This window comes from Rhizobium sp. 42MFCr.1 (assembly GCF_000377185.1).
GTDB lineage: Bacteria > Pseudomonadota > Alphaproteobacteria > Rhizobiales > Rhizobiaceae > Rhizobium > Rhizobium altiplani.
This window is the reverse complement of sequence record NZ_KB897849.1, coordinates 26,924-53,655: the sequence shown is the minus strand read 5'-3', so window position 1 is coordinate 53,655 and position 26,732 is coordinate 26,924. Positions and strand designations below refer to the sequence as shown.

At 58.7% G+C, this 26,732-nt stretch carries 22 protein-coding genes, 1 tRNA gene and 2 pseudogenes; 19 read left to right on the top strand and 6 right to left on the bottom strand.

Translation table 11 applies throughout. The features are described 5' to 3' along the window. The first annotated feature begins 210 nt into the window (after positions 1-210). From C934_RS0124130 to C934_RS0124110, 5 genes are all read left to right on the top strand, one after another. Positions 211-5,322, top strand: a complete 5,112-nt coding sequence (locus C934_RS0124130; protein WP_018859149.1) for a RecQ family ATP-dependent DNA helicase — start codon at positions 211-213, stop codon at positions 5,320-5,322. A 253-nt stretch (positions 5,323-5,575) separates the two neighbouring features. Continuing rightward, positions 5,576-6,193: a DUF429 domain-containing protein gene (locus C934_RS0124125; protein ID WP_335328111.1), complete on the top strand. Its 618-nt coding sequence runs from the start codon at positions 5,576-5,578 to the stop codon at positions 6,191-6,193. Between the two features lie 329 nt (positions 6,194-6,522). Continuing rightward, the gene (locus tag C934_RS32495) at positions 6,523-7,449 is read left to right on the top strand and encodes an HD-GYP domain-containing protein (protein ID WP_018859147.1); all 927 of its coding nucleotides are present in this window, start codon (positions 6,523-6,525) and stop codon (positions 7,447-7,449) included. A 526-nt stretch (positions 7,450-7,975) separates the two neighbouring features. Next, entirely contained in the window at positions 7,976-9,079 is a 1,104-nt protein-coding gene (locus C934_RS0124115; protein ID WP_018859146.1) for a DUF937 domain-containing protein, read from the top strand. 59 nt (positions 9,080-9,138) lie between these two features. Next, a complete protein-coding gene (locus C934_RS0124110; RefSeq protein ID WP_018859145.1) occupies positions 9,139-9,633 on the top strand; it encodes a hypothetical protein in 495 nt (164 codons plus the stop codon). Between the two features lie 170 nt (positions 9,634-9,803). On the opposite strand, the gene C934_RS0124105 is transcribed toward C934_RS0124110, so the two are convergent. Beyond that, positions 9,804-9,890: transfer RNA gene (locus C934_RS0124105), tRNA-Ser, on the bottom strand. Positions 9,891-10,115: 225 nt separating this feature from the next. Between C934_RS0124105 and C934_RS34810 the strand changes: the two genes are divergently transcribed. The 9 genes from C934_RS34810 (at position 10,116) to C934_RS0124060 (ending at position 15,984) form a co-directional block, all read left to right on the top strand. Beyond that, positions 10,116-10,409 carry a hypothetical protein gene (locus C934_RS34810; RefSeq protein WP_156828791.1) on the top strand — a complete coding sequence of 98 codons (294 nt, stop codon included), beginning with the start codon at positions 10,116-10,118 and terminating at the stop codon, positions 10,407-10,409. 15 nt (positions 10,410-10,424) lie between these two features. Continuing rightward, positions 10,425-10,787, top strand: coding sequence for a hypothetical protein (locus C934_RS0124100; RefSeq protein WP_156828790.1), 363 nt, complete (start codon positions 10,425-10,427; stop codon positions 10,785-10,787). Further along, positions 10,777-10,902, top strand: a complete 126-nt coding sequence (locus C934_RS36230) for a hypothetical protein (RefSeq protein WP_018859143.1) — start codon at positions 10,777-10,779, stop codon at positions 10,900-10,902. Before C934_RS0124100 ends, C934_RS36230 begins: the two co-directional genes overlap by 11 nt. Before the next feature lie 413 nt (positions 10,903-11,315). Beyond that, entirely contained in the window at positions 11,316-12,278 is a 963-nt protein-coding gene (locus C934_RS0124090) for an AraC family transcriptional regulator (RefSeq protein WP_018859142.1), read from the top strand. A 114-nt stretch (positions 12,279-12,392) separates the two neighbouring features. Beyond that, positions 12,393-13,046, top strand: coding sequence for a nitroreductase family protein (locus C934_RS0124085; RefSeq protein ID WP_018859141.1), 654 nt, complete (start codon positions 12,393-12,395; stop codon positions 13,044-13,046). A gap of 34 nt (positions 13,047-13,080) precedes the next feature. Beyond that, positions 13,081-13,626: a carboxymuconolactone decarboxylase family protein gene (locus C934_RS0124080; RefSeq protein WP_018859140.1), complete on the top strand. Its 546-nt coding sequence runs from the start codon at positions 13,081-13,083 to the stop codon at positions 13,624-13,626. A gap of 192 nt (positions 13,627-13,818) precedes the next feature. Beyond that, positions 13,819-14,328, top strand: a complete 510-nt coding sequence (locus C934_RS32490; RefSeq protein WP_245268002.1) for an FMN-dependent NADH-azoreductase — start codon at positions 13,819-13,821, stop codon at positions 14,326-14,328. A gap of 85 nt (positions 14,329-14,413) precedes the next feature. Next, positions 14,414-14,881 carry a DUF3788 domain-containing protein gene (locus C934_RS0124070; protein WP_026372039.1) on the top strand — a complete coding sequence of 156 codons (468 nt, stop codon included), beginning with the start codon at positions 14,414-14,416 and terminating at the stop codon, positions 14,879-14,881. A gap of 185 nt (positions 14,882-15,066) precedes the next feature. Then, a complete protein-coding gene (locus C934_RS0124060) occupies positions 15,067-15,984 on the top strand; it encodes an NADP-dependent oxidoreductase (RefSeq protein ID WP_018859136.1) in 918 nt (305 codons plus the stop codon). Between the two features lie 242 nt (positions 15,985-16,226). On the opposite strand, the pseudogene C934_RS34040 reads toward C934_RS0124060, so the two are convergent. Then, positions 16,227-16,493, bottom strand: a pseudogene (locus C934_RS34040) (type II toxin-antitoxin system RelE/ParE family toxin); the annotation flags it as partial. Further along, a complete protein-coding gene (locus C934_RS0124050; RefSeq protein WP_018859134.1) occupies positions 16,481-16,762 on the bottom strand; it encodes a CopG family ribbon-helix-helix protein in 282 nt (93 codons plus the stop codon). The gene C934_RS0124050 and the pseudogene C934_RS34040, both read right to left, overlap by 13 nt. 145 nt (positions 16,763-16,907) lie before the next feature. On the opposite strand from C934_RS0124050, the gene C934_RS0124045 reads away from it, so the two are divergent. Continuing rightward, the gene (locus tag C934_RS0124045; RefSeq protein WP_051085617.1) at positions 16,908-19,814 is read left to right on the top strand and encodes an ATP-binding protein; all 2,907 of its coding nucleotides are present in this window, start codon (positions 16,908-16,910) and stop codon (positions 19,812-19,814) included. Here C934_RS0124045 and C934_RS32485 read toward each other — a convergent pair. After that, positions 19,771-21,012, bottom strand: a complete 1,242-nt coding sequence (locus C934_RS32485) for an MFS transporter (protein ID WP_245268001.1) — start codon at positions 21,010-21,012, stop codon at positions 19,771-19,773. The two genes, C934_RS0124045 and C934_RS32485, sit on opposite strands and share 44 nt — an antisense overlap. A gap of 172 nt (positions 21,013-21,184) precedes the next feature. Here C934_RS32485 and C934_RS0124035 point away from each other — a divergent pair, with 172 nt between their 5' ends. The 4 genes from C934_RS0124035 to C934_RS0124020 all read left to right on the top strand — a co-directional run bounded on the left by C934_RS0124035 (position 21,185) and on the right by C934_RS0124020 (position 24,869). After that, positions 21,185-22,036 (top strand): VOC family protein, encoded by an 852-nt coding sequence (locus C934_RS0124035; RefSeq protein ID WP_018859131.1) that lies wholly within the window; start codon positions 21,185-21,187, stop codon positions 22,034-22,036. 85 nt (positions 22,037-22,121) lie between these two features. Next, the gene (locus tag C934_RS0124030) at positions 22,122-22,550 is read left to right on the top strand and encodes a putative quinol monooxygenase (RefSeq protein WP_018859130.1); all 429 of its coding nucleotides are present in this window, start codon (positions 22,122-22,124) and stop codon (positions 22,548-22,550) included. Positions 22,551-22,661: 111 nt separating this feature from the next. Beyond that, positions 22,662-23,381: an SDR family NAD(P)-dependent oxidoreductase gene (locus C934_RS0124025; protein WP_018859129.1), complete on the top strand. Its 720-nt coding sequence runs from the start codon at positions 22,662-22,664 to the stop codon at positions 23,379-23,381. Between the two features lie 255 nt (positions 23,382-23,636). Further along, the gene (locus C934_RS0124020) at positions 23,637-24,869 is read left to right on the top strand and encodes an MFS transporter (RefSeq protein WP_018859128.1); all 1,233 of its coding nucleotides are present in this window, start codon (positions 23,637-23,639) and stop codon (positions 24,867-24,869) included. A gap of 213 nt (positions 24,870-25,082) precedes the next feature. On the opposite strand, the gene C934_RS0124015 is transcribed toward C934_RS0124020, so the two are convergent. Together C934_RS0124015 and C934_RS34805 are read right to left on the bottom strand one after the other, a co-directional pair. Beyond that, positions 25,083-26,306, bottom strand: coding sequence for an ATP-binding protein (locus tag C934_RS0124015; protein ID WP_026372037.1), 1,224 nt, complete (start codon positions 26,304-26,306; stop codon positions 25,083-25,085). A gap of 109 nt (positions 26,307-26,415) precedes the next feature. Next, positions 26,416-26,711, bottom strand: a pseudogene (locus tag C934_RS34805) (LLM class flavin-dependent oxidoreductase); the annotation flags it as partial. Positions 26,712-26,732: the final 21 nt, after the last annotated feature.

Sequence of the window (26,732 nt, the reverse complement as noted above, 5' to 3'; positions counted from 1 at the left end):
GAATTACTCAGTCAATCAAGGTCTTACGGTCTTTGTGTGCGGGAAGCCTCGCGGCTGCAGGGACGACGGAAGACTGCGAAATCGGCGTTACGCGGAACACACCTTCCCGGGTGGAGCCGCCGTCGCATGTTCTCACCTCTAGCGTGCGCTCGTCCGTCGTGCTTATCTCGCAAAATCACGATGTTGATGTCGCGGGTGGAAGACTGACGCATGGGTGGAGTCGAGATCAGTCACATTGATGATTCTCTCGTTAGCCGTTGCCTGTCGATCGACCTTGAGGTTAATCCGGGCCAAGCCAAGATTTTCGCCTTTGCCGCGGTTCGTTCCCAGGGCCAAAAGGTGGTTTTCCGAAGCGGAAACCGCGAAGCCGCGCTTGACGGTCTCGAGGGCCTCGCTTCCGAAGCCGACTTCCTGCTTGGCCACAACATACTAAGATTTGATCTTCCACACCTCGGAGCCGTGAGGCCACGTTTCGCGCAGTTAGCAGCAAAGCCAATTGATACACTTTGGCTAAATCCCCTGGCCTTTCCGCGCAATCCATATCACCGTTTGGTCAAGCACCATCACGACGGGCGGTTGCAAGCAGGACATGTTAACGATCCGGAGCTGGATGCGCGCCTCGTCTTCGAGGTGCTGGCCAACCAGCTCGCAGCCTTTGCAACCTTGGCGCAGGAGACGCCTGCCGCTCTTATCGCCTACCACTACCTGACCACCTGCATGCCGGGGAGTGACGGGTTCGATGCCTTGTTTGCCAGCTTGCGCAGAGCGCCTAGGCCTGGAGCGGAACAGGCCACGAAGGCGATGATGGAGCTGCTCGATGGTCACGCCTGCCCTTGGCGGATTCAGCAAACACTGAGCCGTCTGTCCTCAGCACAGCTCGGGTGGCCGATGGCATATGCACTCTCGTGGGTTTCGGTCGCAGGCGGGGATTCCGTTATGCCGCCTTGGGTGCGGGCGCAATTCCGTGAGGCATCGCTGATCGTTCGGCATCTCCGCGATCGCGCGTGCGACGACCCAGGCTGCCACTGGTGCCGGGAAAAGAACGACCCGAGGAAAGCGCTCTCGCGCTGGTTTGGCTTTGACAGCTTTCGACCGGAGCCAAAGGACGATGCCGGGCGCCCCTTGCAGGAACGCATTGTTGCAGAGGCCATGGAGGGTAAATCCGTTCTCGGTATCCTTCCTACTGGAACTGGGAAGTCTGTCTGCTACCAAATTCCCGCGTTGGCGCGCTTCGACAAGATCGGCGCGCTTTCTGTTGTCATTTCGCCTCTCGTCGCACTGATGGCCGATCAAGTTCAAGGTCTCGCGCGGCACGGAATCAGCGGCTGCGTTACGATCAACGGGCTTCTCTCAATGCCGGAACGCCATGCTGCGCTGGATCAGGTGCGGCTGGGCGATGCTGCGATGCTGCTAATCTCGCCCGAGCAGCTCCGTAGCCCCTCGGTGCGGTCGGTCCTCTCGCAGCGGGAGATCGGATATTGGATCCTGGATGAAGCCCACTGCGTCTCAAAGTGGGGACATGATTTCCGACCCGACTACCGCTACATCTCGCGCTTTATCCGTGAATACTCCGGCGATCAGGAGCCCGCGCCAGTGGTTTGCCTGACTGCGACGGCCAAGCCGGAAGTCGTGCGTGATATCCGCGATCACTTCCAGTCTCGCCTTGGCGTGGAACTGCTCCTTCTCGACGGCGGAGCAACCCGTGAGAACCTTACCTTCGAAGTTCAAGAGACCCATCGTAACCGCAAGCTAGCCGATATTCTCGATACGATCGAACGCGCCCTTCCACGCGATGGTGCTTCGGGTGCGGTTGTTTATTGTGCAACGCGATCTGCGACCGAGCGTATCGCGGATTTCCTACAGCAGCAGGGATTGGCCGCCGACTTCTTTCACGCCGGCTTGACGCCCGAACGCAAGCAGGAAGTGCAGGAGCGTTTCCGTGTCGGTGAGCTGCGGGTCATTGCAGCGACCAACGCCTTCGGCATGGGGATCGACAAGCCCGATATCAGGCTCGTGGTGCATGGTGATATTCCGGGTTCGCTCGAAAACTATCTGCAGGAAGCAGGAAGGGCCGGGCGTGACCGCGATCCCGCGATCTGCGTGCTTCTGTTCAATACCGAGGATGTCGAGCGGCAATTCTCCCTTAACGCCCGCTCGCGTCTGGCCCGGCATGAGATAGGCGCAATCTTAAAAGCTCTCCGACGGCTCGATACCCGGGGAAAATCTAGCGGCGAGGTCGTCGCCACGCCAGGCGAAATAGTGCGGGAAGAGACAGCACAGGAATTTGAACGCGACAGCGCAACTGATGACACGCGGGTGAAAACTGCTGTTGCCTGGCTCGAAGAGTCGACACTGCTGACTCGGGAAGAGAACCGGGTGCAGGTCTTTCCTTCCTCCCTGCGAATCCGCACCATGGAAGAGGCCGAGGCGATCCTGTCGAAGGCCGAGCTCGTCGGAAGCCGGCGCAAGCAACTTCTGGACCTAGTACGGCATCTAATGACAGCCTCTCCAGATGCCGGGGTCTCGACCGACGAGCTTTCCGGAGCCAGCGGCCTGACAGGCGGGGCACTTCGGAAGGCTTTGTCCGATCTCGAGACGCTTGGTATCGCGACCGACGACACGGCCATTACAATCTTTATTCATGTCGGGGTCGAGGGCGCATCAAAACAGCGCTTCCAAATCGCTACGGCCCTGGAAACCGCGTTGATCGCAGCGATGCGTGAAGCGTCGCCCGATGCAGAGGGTGGCGAAGCGCAACCCTTACTTCTCGCAGCAACCTGTCAAATTCTACGCGATCAGGGCCATGTCGGGGCGCGCCCGGACCTGATTGAGGCGCATCTGCGGAGTTTGGCGCAGGATGGGCGCGATGAGGAAGGCGGGCGCGGCAACATCCATCTGCGCAAAGCGAACCGGAACACCTACTTGGTGCGGCTGCAGCGGTCCTGGGAAATGGTAAGCCGGACGGCGGAAATCCGGCGTCGCGGTGCAGAGCTTTTGCTCCAGCATCTCGAAGGGTTGGTGGCGAAAGGCACGCGCGGCAAAGATCTCAGGGTTGAGACCACGATGGGCAAGATGCAAGCCGCAATCATGGGGGATGTTTTCCTGAGGGGCTCGGTCCGGGATGCGACCAAGTTGCTCGGCAGGGCACTTATGTGGATGCACGAACAAGGCGTGATCACACTTGGCCGGGGTCTGACGATCTTCCGCCCAGCGATCACCGTCCACCTTCGCCCCGGCGGTGGTCAATTTACTCAAAAGGACTTTTTGCCTCTCGAGGATCATTACAGCGAGCAGACCATCCAGACACATATCATGGCGGCCTATGCAGAGCGCGGCCTAACCTCAACGCAGGACGCCGAGCTGCTCTCGGCGGACTATTTCAAGCTGGATAAGGAAGCCTTCTTGAAGCGCTGGTTGCCAGATCGAGCGGGCGAATTGCGCCGCCAAACGACACCGGAAAGCTGGCGGCAAATCGTGGACGGTCTTGGTAATCCGGTGCAGTCGAAGATCGTCGCCGATGATCGCGAACAGACGAACGTGCTAATCCTTGCAGGACCAGGCTCCGGAAAGACACGAGTGCTGGTGCATCGCGTCGCTTATCTGGTGCGGGTCAAACGCGAAGATCCGCGCGGTATTCTTGTTCTGACCTATAACCGACATGCCGCAGTCGAAATCCGCAAGCGATTAAAGGGGCTGATCGGTGACGACGCGAACAGCGTAACGGTCTCGACCTGTCACGCGCTCGCGATGCGACTGGTTGGAGCAAGTTTTGCAGGCGAAGCCGATACCCCGCATGAGTTCGACAAGATAGTGATGGAGGCCGTCACGCTGCTGAAAGGCGAAGGTCTTCCGAAGGTCGAAGCCGAAGCCCTCCGCGAAACACTAATTCAAGGCTATCGCTGGATCCTAGTCGACGAGTATCAGGATATCGGTCCCGAGGAATACGCCCTGATCGCTGCCGTGGCAGGCAGGTCGCTCGACGACCCTGACCAGCGCCTCAGCCTTTTTGCTGTAGGTGATGACGACCAGAACATCTATGCCTTCGCCGGCGCTTCGATTGAGTTCATCCGACGCTTCGAGGCTGATTACGCTGCCAAGCCCAGCTATCTGACCGAGAACTATCGCTCCACAGCGGCGATTATCCATGCAGCCAATCGTGTGATTGCGCCAGCTCCTGACCGGATGAAGACCGGCCATGACATCATGATCAATCGAGATCGGGCTAAGGCACAACAAGGCGGCTCACTAGCGTTATTGGATCCGGTCGCGCACGGCCGGGTTCAGCTTTTGCGCACTGCGCCAGCCCCTGCAGCGCAGGCCATCGCAGCCGTCGATGAACTGATCCGCCTGTCGCAGCTGGTGCCGGACTGGTCCTGGTCAAAGGCGGCGATCATCGCACGAGAATGGCGGCTCCTGGAACCAGTGCGTAGCTATTGTGAGGCGCGTGGTGTGCCGGTGCATCTCGCGAGCGAAGGTATGCCTCCGTTTTGGCGTTTGCGGGAAGTGCGAGAATTCCTCAAATTCCTCAAGGCCGAGCCAACGAAGATGATTGCGGCTGAAGCCATGCAGGATTTTGTCACCAGACAGCCTTCAAATGATTGGTGGGCTCTGATCGCCGAAGGTATCGCGGCACTTGACTCCGAAATCGACGGCAAAGCGGTTCCAGTCATAGACATCATCGAGTTGTTGGCCGAATGGATTCGAGACAATCGTCAAGAGCAGTATGGGTTGATGCTTCTGACCGCGCATCGTGCCAAGGGACTGGAGTTTGATGATCTAGTTATCCTTGACGGCGGTTGGGATCGGAAATCGAAAGAGGAGGACCGCGACGCGCCACGCCGGCTGTTTTACGTCGCTATGACACGGGCGAAGCGCAGCCTGGCGATCGTATCGATGCAGGACCGGCACCCGATATTGCAGGAAGTCGTAGCGACCCTGGTGGAGCGGAGGATCACCTCAGATGAGGCTACACAGTCAGAATGCGGTTTGCAGTATCAAACCGTAGAGCCGCACATGGTGGATCTTTCCTGGGTGGGCAGGCAGGCGGCGAACCATCCGGCCCATCAAGCGCTGGCGCGGATACGTACAGGTGATCCCGTTCAACTGATAGAAATCAACGGACGTTGGGAGATCCGGGTCGGTGGCGGAGTGACTGTCGGACGGATGGCTCAGGGCTACCGTCCGCCTGAAGGGTCGTTCATTAGAGGCGAGGTCGGCGCAATCATCTGTTGGCGCAAGGTCGACAATGCTGAAGAATTTCGCGGCACGCTTCGCCGTGAAGCGTGGGAGGTTGTCCTTCCAGAGTTGGTTTTTCGCCATTAAGGAACTCATCATGTTTTCGATGTCGAAACAATGGGGCGGCTGGTCATAGTGATTAGCGTGGTGCAGGACACCAAACGGGGAGGCTATGGTAGATTTAGACGGTATTGCGCTGCTGGGTATCGACGTCGGCTTCTCGAGATCGCGACCAACGACGGGTATCGCTTGGAGCAAAGGTGGAGCATTCAAAGCTACAAAGACATACACCGACTGGCAGCGCCGTAGTCAGCACATTCCCTCAGCGACGACATTCGCTGTGATCGCAATCGACGGTCCTCTTGTTCCTCTCGGTTCGGCCGACAGTCTCGAACGTCTCTGTGAGCGAATCTTCATTCGCGGCTCCTTCCAAGTGCGATGCAAGCCGGGCTTGAGCCATCATGGATATGGACGCGACTTGAGGCGTGCCGCAGCGGAGACGGCAGAGCAGGTCGTGCATCTCGCCGCCCGGAATACTGCAGTGGAAAGGACAATTCGGATTGGTGCCTCGATTGTTGAAGCATTTCCCAACGCATTCTTAGGGGTTCTTTTACCCGAAGCGCGCTTCGCAATGCCGGCGGCGGGCAAGCGCAAGAAGTTCGATTGGCTGTATGATCACGCCGTCGATAGTGGCGTTCTCGAAAATCTGTTTCACACGATCGGATGGCAGAACCTCGAACTGGTAGGCACTGTATTGGCTGAGAGGGATCACGAGAAACGGGCCGCCTGGATCTGCCTCCTTACTGCAGCGTGCGCCGCGGCCGGAAAGTCAGAGGTTGTCGGTGACGAGCTTGGCGGGTGGTTTTGGCTGCCCCCCGCAGATCTCTGGGCTCCATGGGCGCGTGACGCCTTGGCCCGCAACACCACAGAGTTGTGGAGAAACACGCATGCCAGCTGAGCCTCAGTCGCCACGCGACGCAGACAACGCTTCGGCAAGCGCTCGTCACGGAACGAAGCGATATCCTGCTGGCCCAAGCCAATCATCGTCCGGTAAGCCAACTCGCCTCTAGGATTATCCCGGCGTCTCAAGATACGTATCGCCTTTGCACTTGCGACGAGCCCTTGCCTCGTCAGTAAGCAGACAAGCGTGCCTGAAAATCCTCTCGCTCCGGTCGGCTCAGCCTGCCGCAACCGCAGCTTTCTATCGAAACACGTAAAGGTTTTTTATTAGATATTAGATATACCCTTAAAAGGGGAAAAGTATTCAGCAATGAGGAGTCGCCAAGCGTGATCTTGCGCATTCCGAAGTCTATGCTTCGCAAAGGAATGTTTATTGAATCGGTAGAATGCTCGGACTTGGAGTTCTCCGGCCGACGTTTCTTGTTGGAAACGGATTCCGCTCTGCATTCTATACTCGCCTCGTCGGCGGAAAACGTGTTGGTCAACCGGGTAAAGAGCAGGGTCGATTGTGGGATACCGGTGTTCCGACAGGCGGACGAAGACCTCCAGCCCAAGTCTGTGCAGGAGCTGGACCAGCGCACGCGGATCCAGCACACTGTATCTCAAGTTACCGGGATTCTGCGCGACGGTTTTGAAGATATAAAATTAGGGAAATTCGATATCAATCGATTCGCCCCCGCAGCCAGGCACATAGCCGCCTCCTTAAAGGCCTCGCCCCATCTATTGGTCGAGGTCACGCGGCTGAAGACAAAGGATGAGGGAACTTACGTGCACTCGCTCGCGGTTGGAGGGCTCATGACGGGGCTCGGCCACCTGTCGGGCCTGGAAGAGGAAACGATTAAGGAACTGACCCTAGCCGGCCTCTTACATGATCTTGGCAAGCTGATGATACCAAACGCTATCCTCAACAAGACCGGACAACTGACAGATGCGGAGCGCAAAGCCATACGCAGTCATCCCGAGCGCGGCTACATGCTCCTTAAACAATATCCAGAAGTCTCTGACCTGATTCTTGAAATCTGCCGATTTCACCATGAAGCCCTGGACGGAAGCGGCTATCCGCTTGGCCTTAGAGCCGATCAATTGAGTCTGCCTATTCGTATATGCACTGTGTGCGACGTGTTTGACGCCCTTACGAGCGTCCGCCCCTACAAACGCGCATGGAGTAACACGCAGGCGCTGAAGTGGATGTTCGATAGGGGGCACCTCTTCGACAAAAAGCTGATCTTGCGAATGGGTAGCCTGTTTGATTGAATTCAGGCAGTCCCACGTCTTGCCGGGAGCGACTGACGGAATCGCCAGCCACTTTTGGGCTTCGAGCCTACCGTCGAACGACTTGCGGCCGGGCTGTTGCCGGGCCGGCGAACCTGTTCTTCCCAGCGTCCCCTGAGCTTTCTGATCGACGCCATGTAATCTCCAAAAGCTGTTGTCGATCAGGCGTGTCCTTCGGCGGTGCCAAGGATTATCCCGCCATGGGCCCTGCCCGTCACGATAATCGATGCGCTTTTCGAGGTGGCTCGCGCGGGAGCCGATTAGGATGGACTGCGTCGTTGGCTAGACCGCGTCGGATGGGTTTCGCGCCCGACAATAGCCGCCCAGCGACATACAAACTGGTGCAATATATCTTTAAATGCTAATAAAAATAGATTGGAAATTCTGACAACCAAGTCTCGGGGCGAACTCCGAGGAGCGCGAATCGTTTGCAGCCCTTCACCAAGCCGTCGAGTAGACGGCTCGGAGAGAAAGGCACTCATCAACGATATCTTGGGGAGGGGCACCAATGGCCAGCAATCTTGTTTCCTATGTCATGCAGATGCTGACGCCTGATGTGATCGGGCGTATCGCGGCAGCTCTGGGGCTCGATAGCGGCAAGGTGCAGAGCGCTGTGGGTGCTGCCGTGCCGGCTGTTCTAGCAGGGCTTGGGAGTATTGCCGCACAACCAGGTGGGGCGCAGAAAATCGCCGACGCGGTCAGACAGCAGAGCGGATCCCTTGGTAATCTCGCTGGAATGCTCGCAGCGGGCGGCCCGGAATCGCTTGCCCAGAGCGGCTCGCAAATCATTTCGTCGGTGTTCGGCTCCAAAGATGGCGGAGCGCTTGCGAATGCCATAGGCAAGATTTCTGGTCTGGATCAGAATGCAAGCGGGTCGTTGCTTGGAACGCTGGCGCCGCTTGTCATGGGAGGCCTCGCCCAGCACAGCGGCGGCGATCTCAGCGCCAACGGCATCGCCGGATTGCTCGCGAGCCAGAAGGACAATATTGCCGCTGCATTGCCGTCGGGGATGAGCGAACTACTCGGCGGCGCTGGCCTGCTCGGGTCGCTCGGCGCGACGGCGCGAGCGACTACAGCGGCCGCCGGCCAAACAGCACGCAGCGCAGCCTCGTCCGTTTCCTCTATCAGCGGCGCCGGGCAACGCGCGGCCACGACCGCACCGCCCACATCGCGCAACTGGCTCTATTTGCTGATTGCCGCCTTGGTTATTGCAGGCGTGCTTTTCTATCTGTTCGGCCGGCAGAGCCAGCCAGTTACTCCCCAGGTCGCCACGGGCGAGCAGAGCTTGACGGTCGGCGGAATCGACGTCGGCAAGCAGGTCAAGGACAGCCTTGCCAACCTTCAAACGACGGTCACCGGAATAACCGACGCAGCCTCAGCCAACGCCGCCTTGCCAAAGCTGCAAGATGCAGGGAACCAACTCGACAAGGTCAGCGCCGTGCTGGGACGGCTTTCTGCTGGCCAGCGGGCCGCCCTTACGGCACTGGTAAGCCCGCTGATACCGACGCTCAACGGATTGTTTGACAAGGTCCTGGCGATCCCTGGGGTCTCCGAGATCCTGAAGCCCACCATCGACACATTGAAGACGAAGCTCGCCGCCCTGTCCGCGTGACAGCTGCGAGATCGCCGACAATTGTGCCTACGAAAACCAATGAGCAAGGAGTGGCAGCCATGGCTGACAAATCGACGTTCACCACAGACGAGTGGAAGACCCTTCTGCAGAGCGTGATGATGGCCGGCATCGCGGTGACTGCGGCGGAGCCGAGCGGTCTCTGGGGCACACTCAAGGAGAGCCTTGCAAGTAGTAGCGCGCTCTTGCAAGCCAAGACCGGCGACGCAAATCCACTGATCTTAGCGCTCGTCGGCGATTTCGAAACTTCGGAAGGACGCGATGCCGCGCGAGACGGATTGCAGGCGAAGCTCAAAGGCGCCAAACCCGACGAAATGAAGACCAAGTGCATCGAGGTGCTCAAGCAGGCCAGAGCGATCATAGAGGCCAAGGCTCCGGGCGATGCGGCGGCCGTCAAGGCCTGGCTATACCAGATCAGCCAGCGAGTGGCGGAGGCTTCCAAGGAGGGTGGCTTCATGGGCATAGGCGGCGTCGCCGTCAGCGACGCCGAGAAGGCGACACTTGCCGAGATATCGGCAGCGCTTCAAACGGGCTAGGCGTCGCCTGCTACGCGCGATTGACGGTTGCTGGCAGGAAGAAGAAGGAAGCCGCCCCGGACGCACCGTCAGAGTGGCCCGGCAATCAATTGCAATTGCAATGACGAGCGAGCGGCGCCCGAGTTCAAAGCAAAAACGTCGTAAACAATTGACTTATTATAGTTTTATCGCGGAAACGGTGGGATTTGAACCCACGATACCCTTGCAGGTATGCCGCATTTCGAGAGCGGTGCATTCGACCACTCTGCCACCTCTCCGCGGTCAGGTCGGCGCTTATTCGGCGCGGGGGCTACATGTTTCATGAAGAAATCAAAGCGGCTTGTCTATCAAAAAAGGTGAATCGTGGGACTCAAGGGGCGTTGAGTGCTATGCGTTACAGCCAAATGCCTTTGAGCGCCGAAAATCATAATTCTTGAGAGTCAACCGATCTTGGCTTCCATCCATGAGATACAAAGAGATTTCTCTGCCAGAATTAAGCAAAAGTGGAACTCAAGCTTGAAAAACGTTGGCAGTGCAGGCTGGAACCGCTTCTTTCGTATCCGGCGCGCGCGATAGGTTTCGACCTTCGCTATCAGTCCAATCTTAAAACAATGAAATCAAATACGTTTTATGGCGGAGAGGGTGGATTTGAACCCACGATACCCTTGCAGGTATGCCGCATTTCGAGTGCGTTGAAATTCGCCTTTGGGTCAGACCCGAAGGAGTTTCCGTTACGCCGTTATCTCAATGTTGACTCCGGCACAAAAGAGAACATAATAAGAACATCCAAACATTAGAAGAGGATCACGGCCATGTCACACATGCCGGCCGGACAGCCGCGCGCTGAGCAAATTGCGGGAACCTACCGGACGCTACCCAGGAGGGCGACGTTGGCCGAGGTTCACCCCCTTCTGATGGCAATCATAATCATGATGCCGAACCATCAAGATTGGGGCCTCTATTCGGCTGACGTCTACGACATGGCTTCCGGTGGCCCGCTCGGCTACTTCGACATCGCGTTTGACCCGCCCACACATCGCGCCTGCGGGTACTACAGTGCCGTCGGCTCCTCGGTTGTGATGCGCTCACCGCGCTGGTTCCAATGTCCAGGAGACATCAACGACGCCATGCGGGCCTTTCATGCTCTGCTCAGGCAAGCGGGTCATGTCCACTGAGTCGAAGAAGCAACTGGAGGTGGATTTCGAGGTCGAAGCCGCGCTCGCGTTCGATGACGAAGATGCCAATGTAACCATCGTCACGCTCCACGGGGAGATGACGAGCCGGGCATGACATGCAGCAGGGAACCCAAGTTCGACCGGGAGCTTTGATGCACTCGACAGGACTAGACAATCAGCAAAGCCGAGCTTCGAGATGGCGTCATGGTCGCGCGGCAATCTCGCCCGATCGATCCCGCTCCCGCTTTATGTGTTTTGCGCAACAAGCGGTCGTCGGTTCTCCTGCGTTTGCATCCGTTGTTACATTGGCATTTCCTTTCTGAACCGTCGCTTTTGCTTGTTCCTCCCCGTTACCCGTCGTGGCACGTTGGTTTCTGGACACCACTCTAATGCGGGCTGTGCAATCAGGGCGCCTGCATAGCTTTCAATTTACGCCGCCGGTGTCGGCTCGCACGCAAGGCCATGTAGCGCGCACAGCCGTCGTTAGGATAGATAAGGTGCTTGAGCCTTTTAACTCCCCGAGGTCCAATGTCTGAAGTCGACTGGTTGAGCCATCTCCTGCAAATCATCACGGTGACAGGTCAGCTCGAGGTCCGCTGTGCCTACGGTGCGCCATGGCGCGTGGCCTGGAGCCGGGCGGCGGCGAACGAAATCCCCTATCACGTCATCGTCAAGGGTCGAGCCGTTTTCGAGGATCCAGAGACGAGAACAGCGAGGGAGCTGGTGAGCGGAGACATTGTGCTGCTACCTCACGGCGCGGCGCATGTGCTGCACGACGGTAGCGGGCAAACACCGATCCCCACTCAACAGCACCAAGGGGCCGCCGGTTGGATGCTGAGCGAAAATGACAGCCAGGGAGAGCGGCTCGATCTGTTGTGTGGCCGATTCTTCATTGCTGCGCCCCATGATAGATTGGTCCGCAACTACCTGCCCACAAATCTCGTAACGCGGGCCATGGACGGCGATGGAGATAGTGGTTCGGCTTCCAACCAACTGGCAAGTCTAGTGGGGCTAATGCGAATGGAATCGGCCGGCGACCGAGCAGGAGGGCGCGCGGTTCTCAATGCGCTTTCTTCGGCCCTCTTTACACTCGTGCTTCGCGCCGCGAGTGAGTCCGAGAAAGCTCCCGAAGGTCTGTTGGCCCTAGCCGGCCATCCGCGGCTGGCTCCAGCCATCGCCGCCATGCTTGGCGACCCGGCCCAAGCTTGGAAACTCCCCGATCTCGCAGACTTGTGCGGCATGTCACGCGCTACATTTATGCGACACTTTCAGGACAGGCTGGGTTGTTCGGCCCTCGATCTACTGACCGATCTGCGTATGAGCCTGGCAGCCAACGAGTTGAAAAAGCCTGCGATTAGCACCGAGGCCGTGGCCGAAACGGTCGGCTATCAATCCGTTTCGGCATTCCGGCGTGTCTTTGCCGAGAGAATGGGGATGACGCCCGGAGAATGGCGCAGACAGGCGCACGGTGGCGAGACGGGCCCGACTTAGGAAAGACCCGCGCGATTGATCCTTTCGAGCATCATATTGAGATAATTCAGTCTCGTTATTCTCAATCTGGTCGGTAGATTGGGCTCCGTAATCACTTGATGAGGGAGCGACCCAATGAACTACATCAGCAACGCAGCCAACCAACCGACGCCGACGAATGCCGTCATCGAAACCATTCTGAGCCGTAGCGCTGCCAAATACTACGACACTACCGCAGCGCTGAGCGACGATCAGATCCGAGATCTGGTGCGGATCGGCACTTCCGCGCCGACATCGTTCCATTTGCAGAACTGGCGGTTTATCGCTGTCCGTACGCAAGGGGCAAAGGCCCGGCTACGTCCGATCGCCTGGAATCAGCCAGCGATCACCGAAGCCGCCGTCACATTCATTGTCATCGGTCGGTTGGCCGATGCCAGCACCGTCCCCGAGCGCCTCGCCCCGGTGGTGGAGGCCGGCATCATGCCGGCGCATCTGGTGGCGGAGTGGGAAGCACCCGCTCGCGGCCTCTATGACGATCAACCCCAGCGGCAGCGCGACGAAGCGGTACGCTCCGCTACTTTTGGCACCTCGGCGATCATCTATGCAGCTCGCTCCCTCGGCCTCGGTACGACGCCGATGATCGGCTTCGACGCAGAGGCCGTGCACAGCGAGTTCGGCCTGGCCGAAGACGAAATCCCGGTCATGCTTTTGACCGTAGGGCCGGAGCGGGCCGGCAACTGGTCGCAGAAGCCGCGCATGCCAGTGGCCGATGTCCTGTCCTTCGCATGATTTGCAATCCAATCAAAAGCTTATGGAGATTTAGATGCCTAGAACCACTACCCTGAGGCCGGAACAGGTTCCGGCCGAGTCGAAACCGACCCTCGATATGTTCACCAAGAGCCTCGGGTTCACGCCCAACATGATGGCGGCCTTCGCGCAGAGCCCAATCGCGTTCAACGCCTGGGCCACTCTGCTCGGCTCCCTGAGCAAGGCGCTCGACGTGAAGACACGCGACAGCATCGGCCTCGCCGTTTCCGAGGTGAACGGTTGCAACTACTGCCTGACGGTTCACAGTTTCACCGCTGAACACATGGCCAAGTTGCCGGCCAGCGACATCATTCTCGCACGCAAGGGCCACGCCAACGATCCAAAGCGCGACGCCGCCGTCCAGTTTGCGCGCAACGTCATTGAGACCCGCGGACACGTTTCTGATGCCCATCTGAAAGCCGTCCGTGACGCCGGGTACACGGACGCGAACGCCATCGAGATTGTGGCACTGGTCGCCATGTACACGCTGACGAATTTCTTCAACAACGTCTTCGATCCCGAGAAGGATTTTCCCGCCGTGACGCCGGCCGGGTCGATCTGATCCTATCCCGTCGCAACTTGTCGAAGTCACTGGGATCAATCACATGAACATCCTCCATATTGATAGCAGTCCGCGTGGACAATCGCATAGCCGTCAGCTTTCGGCGGCAGTCGTCGAAAGGCTTCTCGAAGTCGCACCGGGGGCGCAAGCATCAGCCGGCGTGACCTGGGGACCGAACCCTTGCCTCACGCGGTGGCTGATTATGCGGTGGCGCTATCGACGCCGACCACGTTGGCGGCCCCTCCGAAAGGTTCTCTCGATGTTTCGGAAGCGCTTATCCAGGAAGTCGAAGCAGCTGACGTGATTGTCATCGGAACACCGATGCACAACTTCGCGATCCCTTCGGCCCTCAAGGCTTGGATCGATCAAATTCTGCGCGTCGGTCGCACAATGAAGTCGACACCCGCTGGGAAGGTGGGAATGCTCCGGGACCGTCCGGTCTTTATCGGTGTCGCCTCCGGAGCCATCTTTAGCGGTGAGCGAGCTAACCAGCCGGACTTTCTCACCCCCTATCTGTCGCTGGCACTCAGCTCCATTGGGCTGAAGACCCAGCAGTTTCTCCCCTTGCAGGCCACCGCGTTCCTGGACTGGAACGAAGCGCCCTTGGCTAGAAAGAAAGTCCTCGCCGCTCTCGACCTCAGTGTGGTGAGGGAGCCTCGAGGCATGCGCAGCGGTCCTGCCGCCCTGTCGAGCACCGGTTGACCCTAACGCGATACGGCGCCGCAAGCCCCTGCACAGCTTCATCTCAACCCCTCCGGCCTGCCGGACTACAACAACGAGCCTTCAGATGATTTTACCAACCACCATGCTTCCACAGATCGGCGACAGGATCACCGACCATGCAGCGCCGCCAGACGAAAGCGCAATTCGAGAATGGATCGGACCGCAGGCATTCGGACATTGGGCCGAACTGCGCAGTTGGATCGACAGGTTCTATCCTGCGGTTTTCGAGCCGGACTGGCTTTACGGTGGCAGGAACCGTGGTTGGTCCTTGCGCTACAAGAAAACCAAGGCGTTCACCACGCTGGTGCCGGAATACCGGCGGTTTTCGGCTGTCTTGGTGATGGGCGGAGCGGAACGAGAGAAGTTTGAGGAGCGGCGTTATGTTTGGCGCCCGCACCTGGTCAAGCGCTACGATGAGGCCAAAACATATGTCGACGGGAAATGGCTGACCCTTGCCATCTCATCGACAGATGATCTGGACGATGTAACTGCGCTTCTAACGATGAAGCGCCCGCCTCCATCGCGCGGTTGAATGTCATCCCGGATTCACGGCGCTGCGGCTCCATCGAACTCGGGCGGCGATCTCTTCGACATCACACACAAACTCGAGATCACGGTCGGCGCGGAAGCGAACCGACAGCCTCTTGTGTGCGAGATCGAATAGATTTCCGCGAGAAATTTAGTCTGAAGCAACAAATGTCTGAGGAGATTAATCCCATGAAAGCGATCATAGCAACTGATCAAGCCGCGGGAACGGCCGGCATGAAGCTGGTGGAGCGGCCCGAGCCGCAGGCGGCGATAAACGACGTCATCGTTGAGGTTCATGCGGCGGGATTCGTCCCGACAGAACTGACCTGGCCCTCGACCTGGGTCGACCGGGTTGGCCGCGAGCGAACACCATCGGTCCCCGGGCATGAGCTGGCCGGGGTGGTCACCGCTCTTGGTTATGGCACAACCGGACTGTCGGTGGGGCAGCGGGTGTTCGGCCTCACGGATTGGTATCGCGACGGGACCTTAGGGGAATACGTGGCTGTCGAGGCGCGCAACCTCGCGCCGCTGCCAGGCGAAGTCGATTTCGCGGTGGGCGCGAGCTTGCCAATCTCGGGCCTGACCGCATGGCAGGGATTGTTTCAGCACGGCCGCCTTCAGGCTGGCCAGAGCATCCTCGTACACGGTGCCGCCGGCGCAGTTGGCGCGATTGCAGTGCAGCTAGCACGCGACTTCGGTGCTTATGTTATTGGCACCGGACGCTCCGCCGACCGTCAGAAGGCTCTCGAATTCGGTGCCCAAGAGTTCGTGGATCTTCAAAATGATGTCCTCGAAGACGTCGGTGGCGTCGATCTCGTGTATGATGTCATTGGCGGGGATATTGGAAAGCGTTCTGCGGGCCTCATACGCGCCGGAGGAACGCTGGTGTCCATTGTTGGGCCAATCGAGGCGCGGCCCGCCGACGGCCTGGCAATCGACTTCGTCGTTGAATCCAATCGTGCCCAGCTGGACGAAATCGTTCAGCGGGTACGGGACGGACGCCTACTGACGAACATCGGCAACATCTCTACACTCGATAGCGCTATTGCCACCTTTAACTCGATCGAGCGGCGCACTGGAAAGACGATCATCCGCATTCGTCCATGATCGGTATCGATACAATACATCGAGCGGCCTGATAGCAAGCGCTGTCCTCGACCTGATCCTTTTCGGCCGGCGCAACAACTCCGGCCGACACACGCTAGCGAGATTTCCAGGGCCGTCCACGGGCGGCCACTGTCCACTTGATGAGCATCGGACCGGCTACCCGCTGTGTCGCACAAAGGTTTAGCTGCACGAGCGGAACACCGATCACTACAATGCCACCAGAAGCCAACCTCTTTCTGATGGCGCAGGGCGAGGACCGTCAAATAATTCTCATCGATATGGTAGCGTGCAATATATCCGCTGTCACCGAATTCCATGAGCCATTCCCGATACTGATCGGGCAGATCTTCAATGAGCCGACCCATGTAGGGATGCGCGCCAAGCGCCCGTAGACCTTGGAGAATAAATTCGCCCGCTCGCTTGGCCGCTAACGGGGTCTTCCGTCGCAAGAATTCCCGAAGTCTCTCGAGATCACGAACGGAGGCTGGAATGAAGATTATTTGTGGCATCCGGGCGCAGCGCGCTGCTCGTCGTCGGCTCCCCACGTCGAAAGCCATTTTTCGACCTCATCGGTTGTCACCTGCAGGCCGATCGCCTGAAATTCATCCCAGGCCTTCAGGGTCTCACTCCGCAGCGCCTCCCGCTTCTCTTCACGTTCCACGTATTGCTCAATCGCTTCGCGCATGATCCAGTGGGACGAACGGCGACGGACTTCGGCCAAGTGTTGGACGCGGCCCTTTAACTCGTCATCGAGCTTCAGCGAGGTAGGTGATGCCATGTCAGCTCCTTAGTCAAAGGTAGTACCCGTCGCTACTATAGGTTGCCTCGCTGCTCCTGTCTATAATCTCGCGGCAGGAGTGACTTCGTGAAACGATCGTCCCCGTATTGAAAAGCTTTGCATTTTTTCGTCCGGAGCTTTGGCCGTGCCTTCTTATTCATTTGGTCCATATGTGCTTGTACCGGAACGCCAGTCGCTGATGCGGGATCAGACGGCCGTCCGTATCGGTAGCCGCGCTCTGGAAATTTTGGTGGCTCTGATTGAGCGACCTGGTGAACTGGTGCGCAAGGCTGAGCTGGTGTCGCGGGCTTGGCCGGATACTTTCGTCGAGGAAAGCAATCTCAAGGTGAACGTTGCGGCACTTCGTCGGGTGCTTGGGGACGCCCCCGACGGCACGCAATACATAGCGACGGTGAGCGGCCGCGGCTATCAGTTCGTGTTTCCCGTGCATATTTCCGGGCACAGTAGCGCCTCCGGTATCGCGACGTCGGCCCGCAAGCATAACCTGCCGGTTTCAGCGACCCGCTTGGTGGGAAGAGATCCTGCCATTGACGCGATCGGGCGTGCCCTTGAGGGCTCACGCCTCGTGACGATCGTAGGCCCGGGTGGCGTTGGCAAGACGAGATTGGCGCTCGCAATCGCTGACCGACTGACCACGGCTTATGAACATGGCGTCTGGTTCGTTGATCTGGCGACTGTGAACGATGCAACTCTCGTACCGACGTCGATCGCCACGGCGATGGGATTAAGGGTTCACTCGGCGAATATCAAAGCTGCGATCGCCGCCTTCGCGGCCGACCGGGATTTCATGCTTGTCCTCGACAATTGTGAACATGTTGTCGAAGCGGTGGCTGCTTGCGCAGACGCGATTCTGGCTGCTGCAGCAAGGGTGCGAATTCTGGCGACAAGCCGAGAACCAATACGGGTTCTTGGAGAACAGATCCATCGCCTGCCGCCGCTCGAAACCCCTCCGGAGGCGTCCGGACTTTCTGCAGCCGGGGCTTTGGCGTTCCCAGCTGTCGAGCTCTTTGTCGAGCGCGCAGTTGGAAGTCGCAACGAGTTCAAGCTTAGCGACGAGAACGCACCAATTGTTGCCGAGATCTGCCGCAAGCTCGATGGTCTGGCACTCGCGATCGAACTTGCAGCGCCTCGACTGGATGCGTTCAGTACACACGAACTTCTCGATATTCTTTCCGATCAATCTCATGTGTTGAGCGATAGGCGCGGCCGTGATCCTCGCCACCATACCTTGGCTGCGACGCTGGACTGGAGTTACGGACTGCTCGTCGAGCCTGAGCGCGTCCTGTTGCGACGCCTCTCCGTCTTTGCCGGCGCCTTCAGTCTCGAATCCGCTTGCGCGGTTGTGGTCGATAAAGGTCGCCCCCGCTCTGAATGCATTCACGCTGTCGCGAACCTCGTTGCGAAGTCGCTGGTCTCGACGGAGAGGGGAGAGTTCGGGACGCAGTACAGATTGCTCGATACGACACGCAGATATGCGCTGCAGAAACTTGCCGAAAGCGGCGAAAGCGACAGCATGCGTCAACGCCACGCCGAACATCTCCTCGAACTCGCCAAACGCGCCGAGGCCGAATGGAAAATTCGGCCGACCGCCGACTGGCTCGCCGAGTACGGGCGGAAGATGGATGATATCCGCAGTGCTTTGGGCTGGTCGTTCTCCGGGAACCGCAGCGGTGCCATCGGCGTAGCGCTCACGGTAGCGGCTCTTCCCTTCTGGGAGCATCTATCGCTCGTGGAAGAGTGTCGCGCGGGGGTGGAACACGCTCTTGGCAGTCGCTTTGCCAATTTCCGCAATGCGGGCGACGAAATGAAGCTGCAATTTGCCTATGGAACCACGCTGCTTCATACGCGGGGGCCCCTCCCCGAGGTCAAGGCAGCCTGGACGGCAGCGCTCGGTTGCGCCGAGTCACTCCGTGACACCGACTACGCGCTCAGATGTCTCTGGGGGTTGTGCGACTATTTCACATGGACGGGCGACCATCGCGCCGCTCTGGCGATGGCGGAGAAGATCCGAGAGCTGGCAACCGATCGCGGCGATCTCGACGCACGCAACAATGTCGACAGGCAGACAGGGACTGCCCTGCGTTACCTCGGCGAGCTTGCCGACGCACAGCATCACCTCGAACGCATGTTAGCCAGATACATTCCTCCCCCGACTCGCTCGGACACTGCGCGGTTTCAATTGGACCCGCGATCTGCGGCGCGGGGCACCCTTGCAAACGTTACCTGGCTACAGGGACATCCCGACAAGGCGGTTGCCATGGCACAGCGCCAATTGGAAGAAGCGCGCGCCGCGCAACATGCCCTCGCGCTCTGCAATGCCGTCGTCCACACCGCCTGCCCTATCGCGCTGCTGACGGGAGATCTTGCTGCCGCTGAGCGCCTGCTTGTCGCCATCGAAGCTCATGTCGCCGAACACGCCATGACGGTTTGGAGTGCCATGGGCCGCTGCTTGCGCGCGGAGTGGCTTCTGCAGAGCGGCGACGCATCTGGACTGGCAGTCTTGAGAGGCGCGCTTGATGAGCTTCTCGCTGTGGACTTCCGCATGCGGTGCCCATTCTACATCGGCGTTTATGCTGCGGATCTGGGAAAATACGGAGACGTCGAAGCGGGGCGCATGGCAATCGACGAGGCCCTCGCACTTTCGGCTTCGACCGGCGAAATTTGGTGCATGCCTGAACTGTTACGCATAAAGGCGGATTTGTTGGGCAAGGAGGGCGACCACCGGACGGACAAACCCGCCGAGGCGCTTTATGTGCAAGCAATCGATCTGGCACGCCGGCAGGGCGCACTGTCATGGGAGTTGCGCGCGGCGACGGCTCTGGCCGAGCACTGGCTTCGGACGGATCAAGACGTCAAGGCCGCAGGAGTTTTGGCGCCCGTCTACGGGCGCTTCAACGACGGGTTCGCAACCCGTGATCTTGCTAGAGCTCGCGAGCTCCTCAATGTTTTGAAGGACGTCGGCAGGAGGCGCGCGGCCGCCGTCCCTGTCACTCGGCGCGCAAAGCGTACTCAGTCTGCTCCCGAGCAGTAAGCGATCGCGTACGACCATCCAAAAGCAGAAGCACCGGAGCGATCGCCCCAATGACGGCAAAGATCGTGAAAGCCTCAAGGTAGTGGGTGCCTTCGGCCGCCATGATATGCAATGAGGCCGGTCCGAGGCCCGCGCCAAACGTCAAAGCCATGTAGTTGATGCCGAAGAGCTTACCGAAGCTGCGCATTCCGAAGCGCTTCGCCAGGAGATAACCGATCGCGTCACCTTCCGCTCCGGTGGCAAGGCCGAAAAAGACGGCACTGACATAGACTGGGATGAGACCCTCCGAGCTCAATAAAATGAGGTGACCGACAGCGGGTGACAAAAAGGCCAGGCTGGTCAATGGCACCGGCGGCAATCTGTCGAGCAACGCCCCATAGCCGAGGCGCATGGCGATGAAAGCGAGGCCCACAAGGCTCATGACAAAAGCTGCATTCGCCGGATCGGCGCCGCGATCCGCCAAAACGACAGGAAGTGAAATCGATCCGGCCGCAGCAGCGAAGTAATTGAAAAAGAAGGCGGCCAACATAAGCCAGAAGCTGGCGGTTTCCACCGCCTGGCGAACAGTGTGGCCCTCGCCCCCTGAACCCACGACCTCCCGACGTGCAGGTGGATCGCGAACAACGAAAAGCGCGACAGGTAGCGTAGCCGCCATGGACACCAGACCGGCAGCCACAAAGGCAAAGCGCCAGCCCCACACTGAAATCAGGAATGCGAGGAAGGGAGGAACCGTCGCGATCCCAAGTCCAACGAAGGCAAGCATGGCACCCAATGCGAGACCGCGTCGTGAGGAGAACCATCCGACGATCATATAGGTATAGGGCACGCCGGTCTGCGCGGCGCCCATGAGGCTCGCCACAACGACGGCCACGATGAATGTCTCCAGGCTATTTGGCGCGATTCCCACGCCAACAAGGCCGATGGCCATCGACACGGATGAAACAACAAGCACCCGACGCGGACCGAACCGATCCGTTAGTGCACCCACTACGGGCGACATGAGACCGTTTACGATGGCTATGGGTGCGACCACGGCGGCCACCACTGTCCGATCCCACTGAGTATCCGCGGTGATCGGTACAATGAAAACGCTAAAGCCATAGATCAGCACGATCCCGATGCTGAAATACATCCCCACGCCTGCACCCAACACGATCGCAATCCGTCTGGTTCGCCCCGCCGTCCTGTCCATACCCATATGAGCCCTTGGTTGGTGCCGCTCTCGGAGACCGCAGTCCGCCCACAGGCGTCGATATCGTGCTGACGGGATTGCGGCTCGGTTCACCGAATTTCCCCGATCTTAACCAGCCTCGCAAGCGCATCCGCGTTAGAATTTTCGCAATCACCCCAACGAACCACGGGAGCTAACGATGTCGCGCACGCAAAAGACTTCTATCCAACCGGACGACCCGGATCGCCGAGCTGTTCTTTGCGCTGCGGGAGGCGTTGCTCTCGGCGGAATTGCCGCCGCCCTCGGCGGTAGCGCCACTGCCTTCGCGGAGGAAACGCCGGCAGCAACCCGCGCCACGGGTTCGCTAGGCGCCCGGCTCCAGGGTGTGCAGCATTTCGGCCTCACCGTACAGAACATGGAACGCGCTTATGAGTTCTACACGGCAGTGCTCGGCGGAACCGAAGTCTTCCGCCACGGCGATTTCCAAGGCGACGCGGTCCAGAACACGCTTTTGGCCGACCAGGAAATTCTCGCCAATCAACTCGGCGTAAATCCACGGACAATCGGCGTTCCCGATCTCAGAGGAGGCACCCAACGCCTCGACGTGCGGTTCATTCAGTTCGATAATGTCGTAATCGAACTGTTGCAGTATCGCGATGCCGACCAGCCGTTGAACGGCCCGAAGGCTTTCGCCGAACCGCTGGAGCACATGAGCCCGGCCTTCCCGCGAATGATGCACATCTGCTTCCATGTCGGAGACGATGTCGACTTCAACCAGTTCATCGCCGATCTCGAGGCGGAGTCCGCACGACGCGGAATGACGCAGGTACGAGCAAATCGCATCATTCGCGTTTCGACTGAAGAGGAGCGAAAGGCGGCTCCTTTGAGTGCTAACACCAACAAGGTGACTGTCGCGCCATCAGACGGATGGGAACTGATCTATTGCAAAGGCCCCGAGGGGGAACAACTGGAGTTTGTGAAGGCGCTCGGGCCGGTGAAAAAGCGGTTTGCCGACGCGCTGGCAGCGCATCTGCAACTCGCCGCGAAGTAGTCCCAAAACGCATCGACATCACTTCTCAAACCGGTCATGGCTTTGTCAGCGGCCACTGCGATTGGGCGAGATAGGGAGATATGACATGATCAGAACATTGCGGCTGCAAACCTCGGCTATTCTGCTTGGTGGCCTGCTTGCGGGAACGGTTCTCCAAAGGGAAGCGCTCGCACAGGAAGGTCCGGGACAGGGCTATGCCAAAATTGCCAGCGGAGCTTACTCGGTCGTTGCCGAGGTCCGTGCCAAACCGGGCAAGGAGACCGAACTGAGAGCCATCACGCTTCCACTCATCGACCTCGTGCGTAGCGATCCTGCAAACCTCGTCTACTTCCTGCAGGAGAGCCGAGAGACCCCCGGACACTTCATCTTCTACGAGATATTTGCCAACGAAACCGACTTCGAGGCACATAACGCAATGCCCTATGTGAAGGAGTGGTTTGCCAAGCTACCAGAACTCGCCGACGGGGGCGTGAAGGTGATGCGAATGCAAATTCTGGCGCCGGCCAGCGACTAGCAAGCCTGACAAGACCATACGTCGGCGAATGAAGGCAATCGCGGTGCGGGGAAAACACACCCGCCCCGTAGACGCCTCCGCCTACGAGACCGTCAGACCAGGAGTTGCTATATGAGACTCAAAGGCAAGGTTGCATTGGTCACGGGAGCCGCTGGTGGTATTGGCTTCGCCGTGGCGGAACTCTTCGATAACGAGGGCGCCATCGTCGTCGCGGGCGACATCAAGCCGCCCGAGCAACCATACCCCGAAGGGGTTGAAGCGGTGACACTTGATGTCACCAGCGAAGAGCAATGGGCAACCGTCGTTAGCGCGATCCTCCGGAAGCATGGCCGCCTGGACGTGCTGGTAAATAACGCCGGCATTATCGCTTACGAACCCCTCGACAAGTTGGAAATGAAGGACTGGCTGAAGATGATCGCCGTCGACCAGACCGGCGTCTTCCTCGGCATGCGGGAAGCAGTTCGTGTCATGCGCAAGCAGCAGGCGGGTTCGATCGTCAACATCTCCTCGATATGGGGCAGTGCGGCAGTTGCAGGTGCGCATTCCTACCATGCCGCCAAAGGTGCTGTCCGCAACATGTCCAAAAACGCAGCGATAACGTTCGTATCCGACGGGATCAGGGTCAACTCCGTACATCCGGGCTTCATACATACGCCGCTCACGGACAAGCAAGCGCCAGCACTCAACGATGCCGTCATCGCCATGACTCCGATGAAACGCGGCGGCAAGCCGATCGAGATCGCATATGGCTGTCTCTACTTGGCTTCCGAAGAGGCAAGCTACGTGACCGGCATCGAATTGAATATCGACGGGGGTTATCTCGCCCAGTAGCGCGAGGGGAAATGAGGATCATAAAAGGCCCCTGTCTTGCAAGCCGCTCCGTGCGGTCGGCAATCGCGGCACCGCGTAGGATCGCTCACGAGACGGCTGCTGCACATCTTTTCGGAGCTAAGCGTCATTTAACAATCGTGATGCCTTCTCAGCAGTAAGGTTCTCGGTAGCGGCACCCTTGATCGGCTGCTGCAATTCCAAATGAAACAAACCGCGTCGAGACGAGGCAGTCACCTTAAATCAACGGAGGCCAAAATGCTCAGCAAAGCCTTTGAAGCCCAATGCGCCGCTGTAAACGTTCACTGTACTGACCAGCGACAACGGCAGAAAGCCGGCCTCACTCTCTTCGCTCTTGCGCTCGGAAGCTTCTGTATTGGCACATCCGAATTCGCGAGTATGGGAATTCTGCAGCTGTTCTCGGCGAGTTTGCAGATCGATCTGCCGGCCGCCACGAACGCGATAACAGCATACGCATTCGGTGTCGTGATCGGTGCACCCCTCGTCACGCTGGCCGCGGCTCATCTTAACCGCAGAACTTTGCTTCTGTTGCTTATGACTGTCTTCGTGTGCGGAAACATCCTCTCAGCCTTGGCGACAGGCCTCGGCACGCTTGCGGTGGCTCGCTTTATCAGTGGCGTGCCCCAAGGCGCCTACTTCGGGGCGGGTGCGGTCGTGGCATCATATATTGTCGGCCCGGGACATGGTGGGAAAGCGTTCGCCCTCGTGATGAGCGGCCTGACGATTGCCACGATCGTCGGATCACCCCTCGCCACCTTCCTCGGCCAAAACCTGGGGTGGAGGAATACCTACTTTGCCGTTGCAGCTCTCGGCGTGCTGTCCGCCGCTGCGTTGTGGCTATGGCTCCCCAGGACGAATGCCTTGAATGGCGGTTCAATCGTCCGAGAGCTAAGTTCGCTCGGCAAACCGGCGGTCTGGTGGATGATGCTGGTGGCAGCGCTTGGCGTATCGAGCATCTTTGCCGTCTATACTTTCATCGGCCCTTTCGTGACCGATGTCGTTTCCATGAGCCCGGGATGGATCCCGATCGCTCTCGCCCTGTTCGGGATCGGCATGACGGCAGGAAACCTTCTTGGCGGCAGAATTGCTGACCTGCACCCGGCACGCGGCATTGTGGTGGGCTTCGGGAGCGCCGTCATCGTACTCGCGATCGTTGCCAGCTTCGGCTCCAACGCCCCCACGCTTTTCGTCGGGCTTTTCTGCGTCGGGGCAACCATGATGACAGCAATACCCACGATCCAGGTCCGCCTTACGCGACTTGCGCCGGAAGCCCCAACTTTGATGGGTGCCATGAACCTGGCCGCTCTCAACGTCGCAAATGCCATCGGCGCCTGGGCGGGCGGGCTGGCCATCGGCAGCGGCCTGGGTTTGCTCTCTGCGGTATGGGCAGGGTTTTGCCTCACCCTTCTGGGACTTGGCGCATTCGCACTTGTCCTGCGCGGCAGTCCGCACATGGCTCCCGCGCAATGAGCAGTGACATTCAAGCAAGCACAAGGCTCGTCAGCAGCACCCACGACGAGCATGAGTGCCATCGTCTACCCCTTGGTGTTGGATTTTCGTTGCCCTGGTGAGTAGATCTCCGTGAACCGCTCTCCTGTCGCGTGGACCGACCCCCATTGTTATCGAAACCTCGGAAGTCTCAAGAATGATCGGGGCTAAAGACTGAAGCGACATTCTCACGCGCTAACGCCACAAGGCCGATATTGGAACAGCGGACAAACGTTCTCCGAAAGGGATCACCTTCTGGTGGTCATACAAGACCATGCCCGAAACAAACCGTTCTCCGGATGCTTCGGCCAGAATTCGCAATCCCGAAAAATCGGAATTCGAGACGGATGCTGCCGCTTTTATCCCGATACCGACGATCCGCCCTCTTGTATCTTCGATGACGATATCGACTTCGTTCTGCTGCTTGTCACGAAAATGCGAAAACTCGAGGCGGGTTTGCGCGCCGCTGGCGAGTTTAAGGATCTCTCCAAAAACGAAAGTCTCCAGCAACGCCCCGAACTGACTCCTGTCGTCGCGAAGGCGGTCGAGAGAGAGGTCTCGAAGGGATGCGAGAAGGCCGGAATCGAGGAAATGTATTTTCGGTGTCTTCGTCAGACGTTTCAGTTTGTTGGAAAACCAGGGTTGTACGGTTCGAGCGAGGAAAAGGCTCTCGAAGATGCCGACATATTTTTGCGTTGTGATGTGGTTCATCCCAATGGCCGCGCCAATTCTGGAATAGTTCACGAGCTGTCCCGAATGCTCTGCCAGAATGCGTAGCAGGCGCGGCATTTGAGCGATCTGCTCGATTTGCGCGACATCGCGAACGTCGCGTTGAACGATCGCCTGGACATAATCCGCATACCAGTCCTGTCTGCGGCTCAAGGTTTTGCGGCCCAGTGCCTCGGGATATCCACCGGCCAAAACTGCAGCCACAAGGTCGTCTCCGAAGATTGGCTCTCCGGCCTTGGCTTCGTTTCGAAAGGCGTCGCGCAGGAAGCTGCTGCCAGCGGTTCTGATCTCGCTTTGCGCAAGCGGCAGCAATCGAACGACCTCCATGCGCCCTGCGAGCGAGTCTGCCACGCGTGGCAACGTCATGAGATTGGCTGAACCGGTCAGAAGGAAACGCCCTGGGCGCTGGTCGGTATCCACGCTTTCCTTGATGGCCAACAACAGCTCGGGCGCGCGCTGAATTTCATCGATGATGGCGCGATCCATACCTCTTACAAAGCCAACTGGATCCTGTCGCGCTGCGTCCAGGGTCGTTGCATTGTCCAGCGTGTAATACTCCATCCCCTCGTTGGCCATCTTCTTGGCCAACGTCGTTTTTCCTGATTGTCTGGGACCGACGATCAGTACGACCCGCGTGTCTGACATGGCGTCGGCAATGCGTTGCTCAACGAGCCTTGGGTACAGCGCCACAGCTTCATTCCTTTGATGACTGTTTGAAACTAGGGCTATGACCGATTGAAAGTCAAGGAATGACCATTTGAAATCTGCATGGCGACTGATTGAAAGGATAGGCGCTCGACGCAAGCGAGGACAGGACGTTAAAAGTCTCGGCGACCTTGTAGGCGCTATAGTGTTGCAGCATCACGCCGCCCGAGCCGATACGGATCGAGCACGTGCGTGCAAGTAGATAGGCGATCAGCGCCTCGGGTGCGGAACTCGCCAGGTTGGTCATGCTATGATGCTCGGCGACCCAGAAGCGGTGACAACGAATTCCTCGACCGCAATGGCCAGCTTGACGGCCGCCACAAGCGCATCCGCCGCGGTCGCACCAGCTTCGACCGGGGCCTTGTCCAGCAAGCTGAGAAGATAGGTCATCACATCGGCTCACAAATAAGT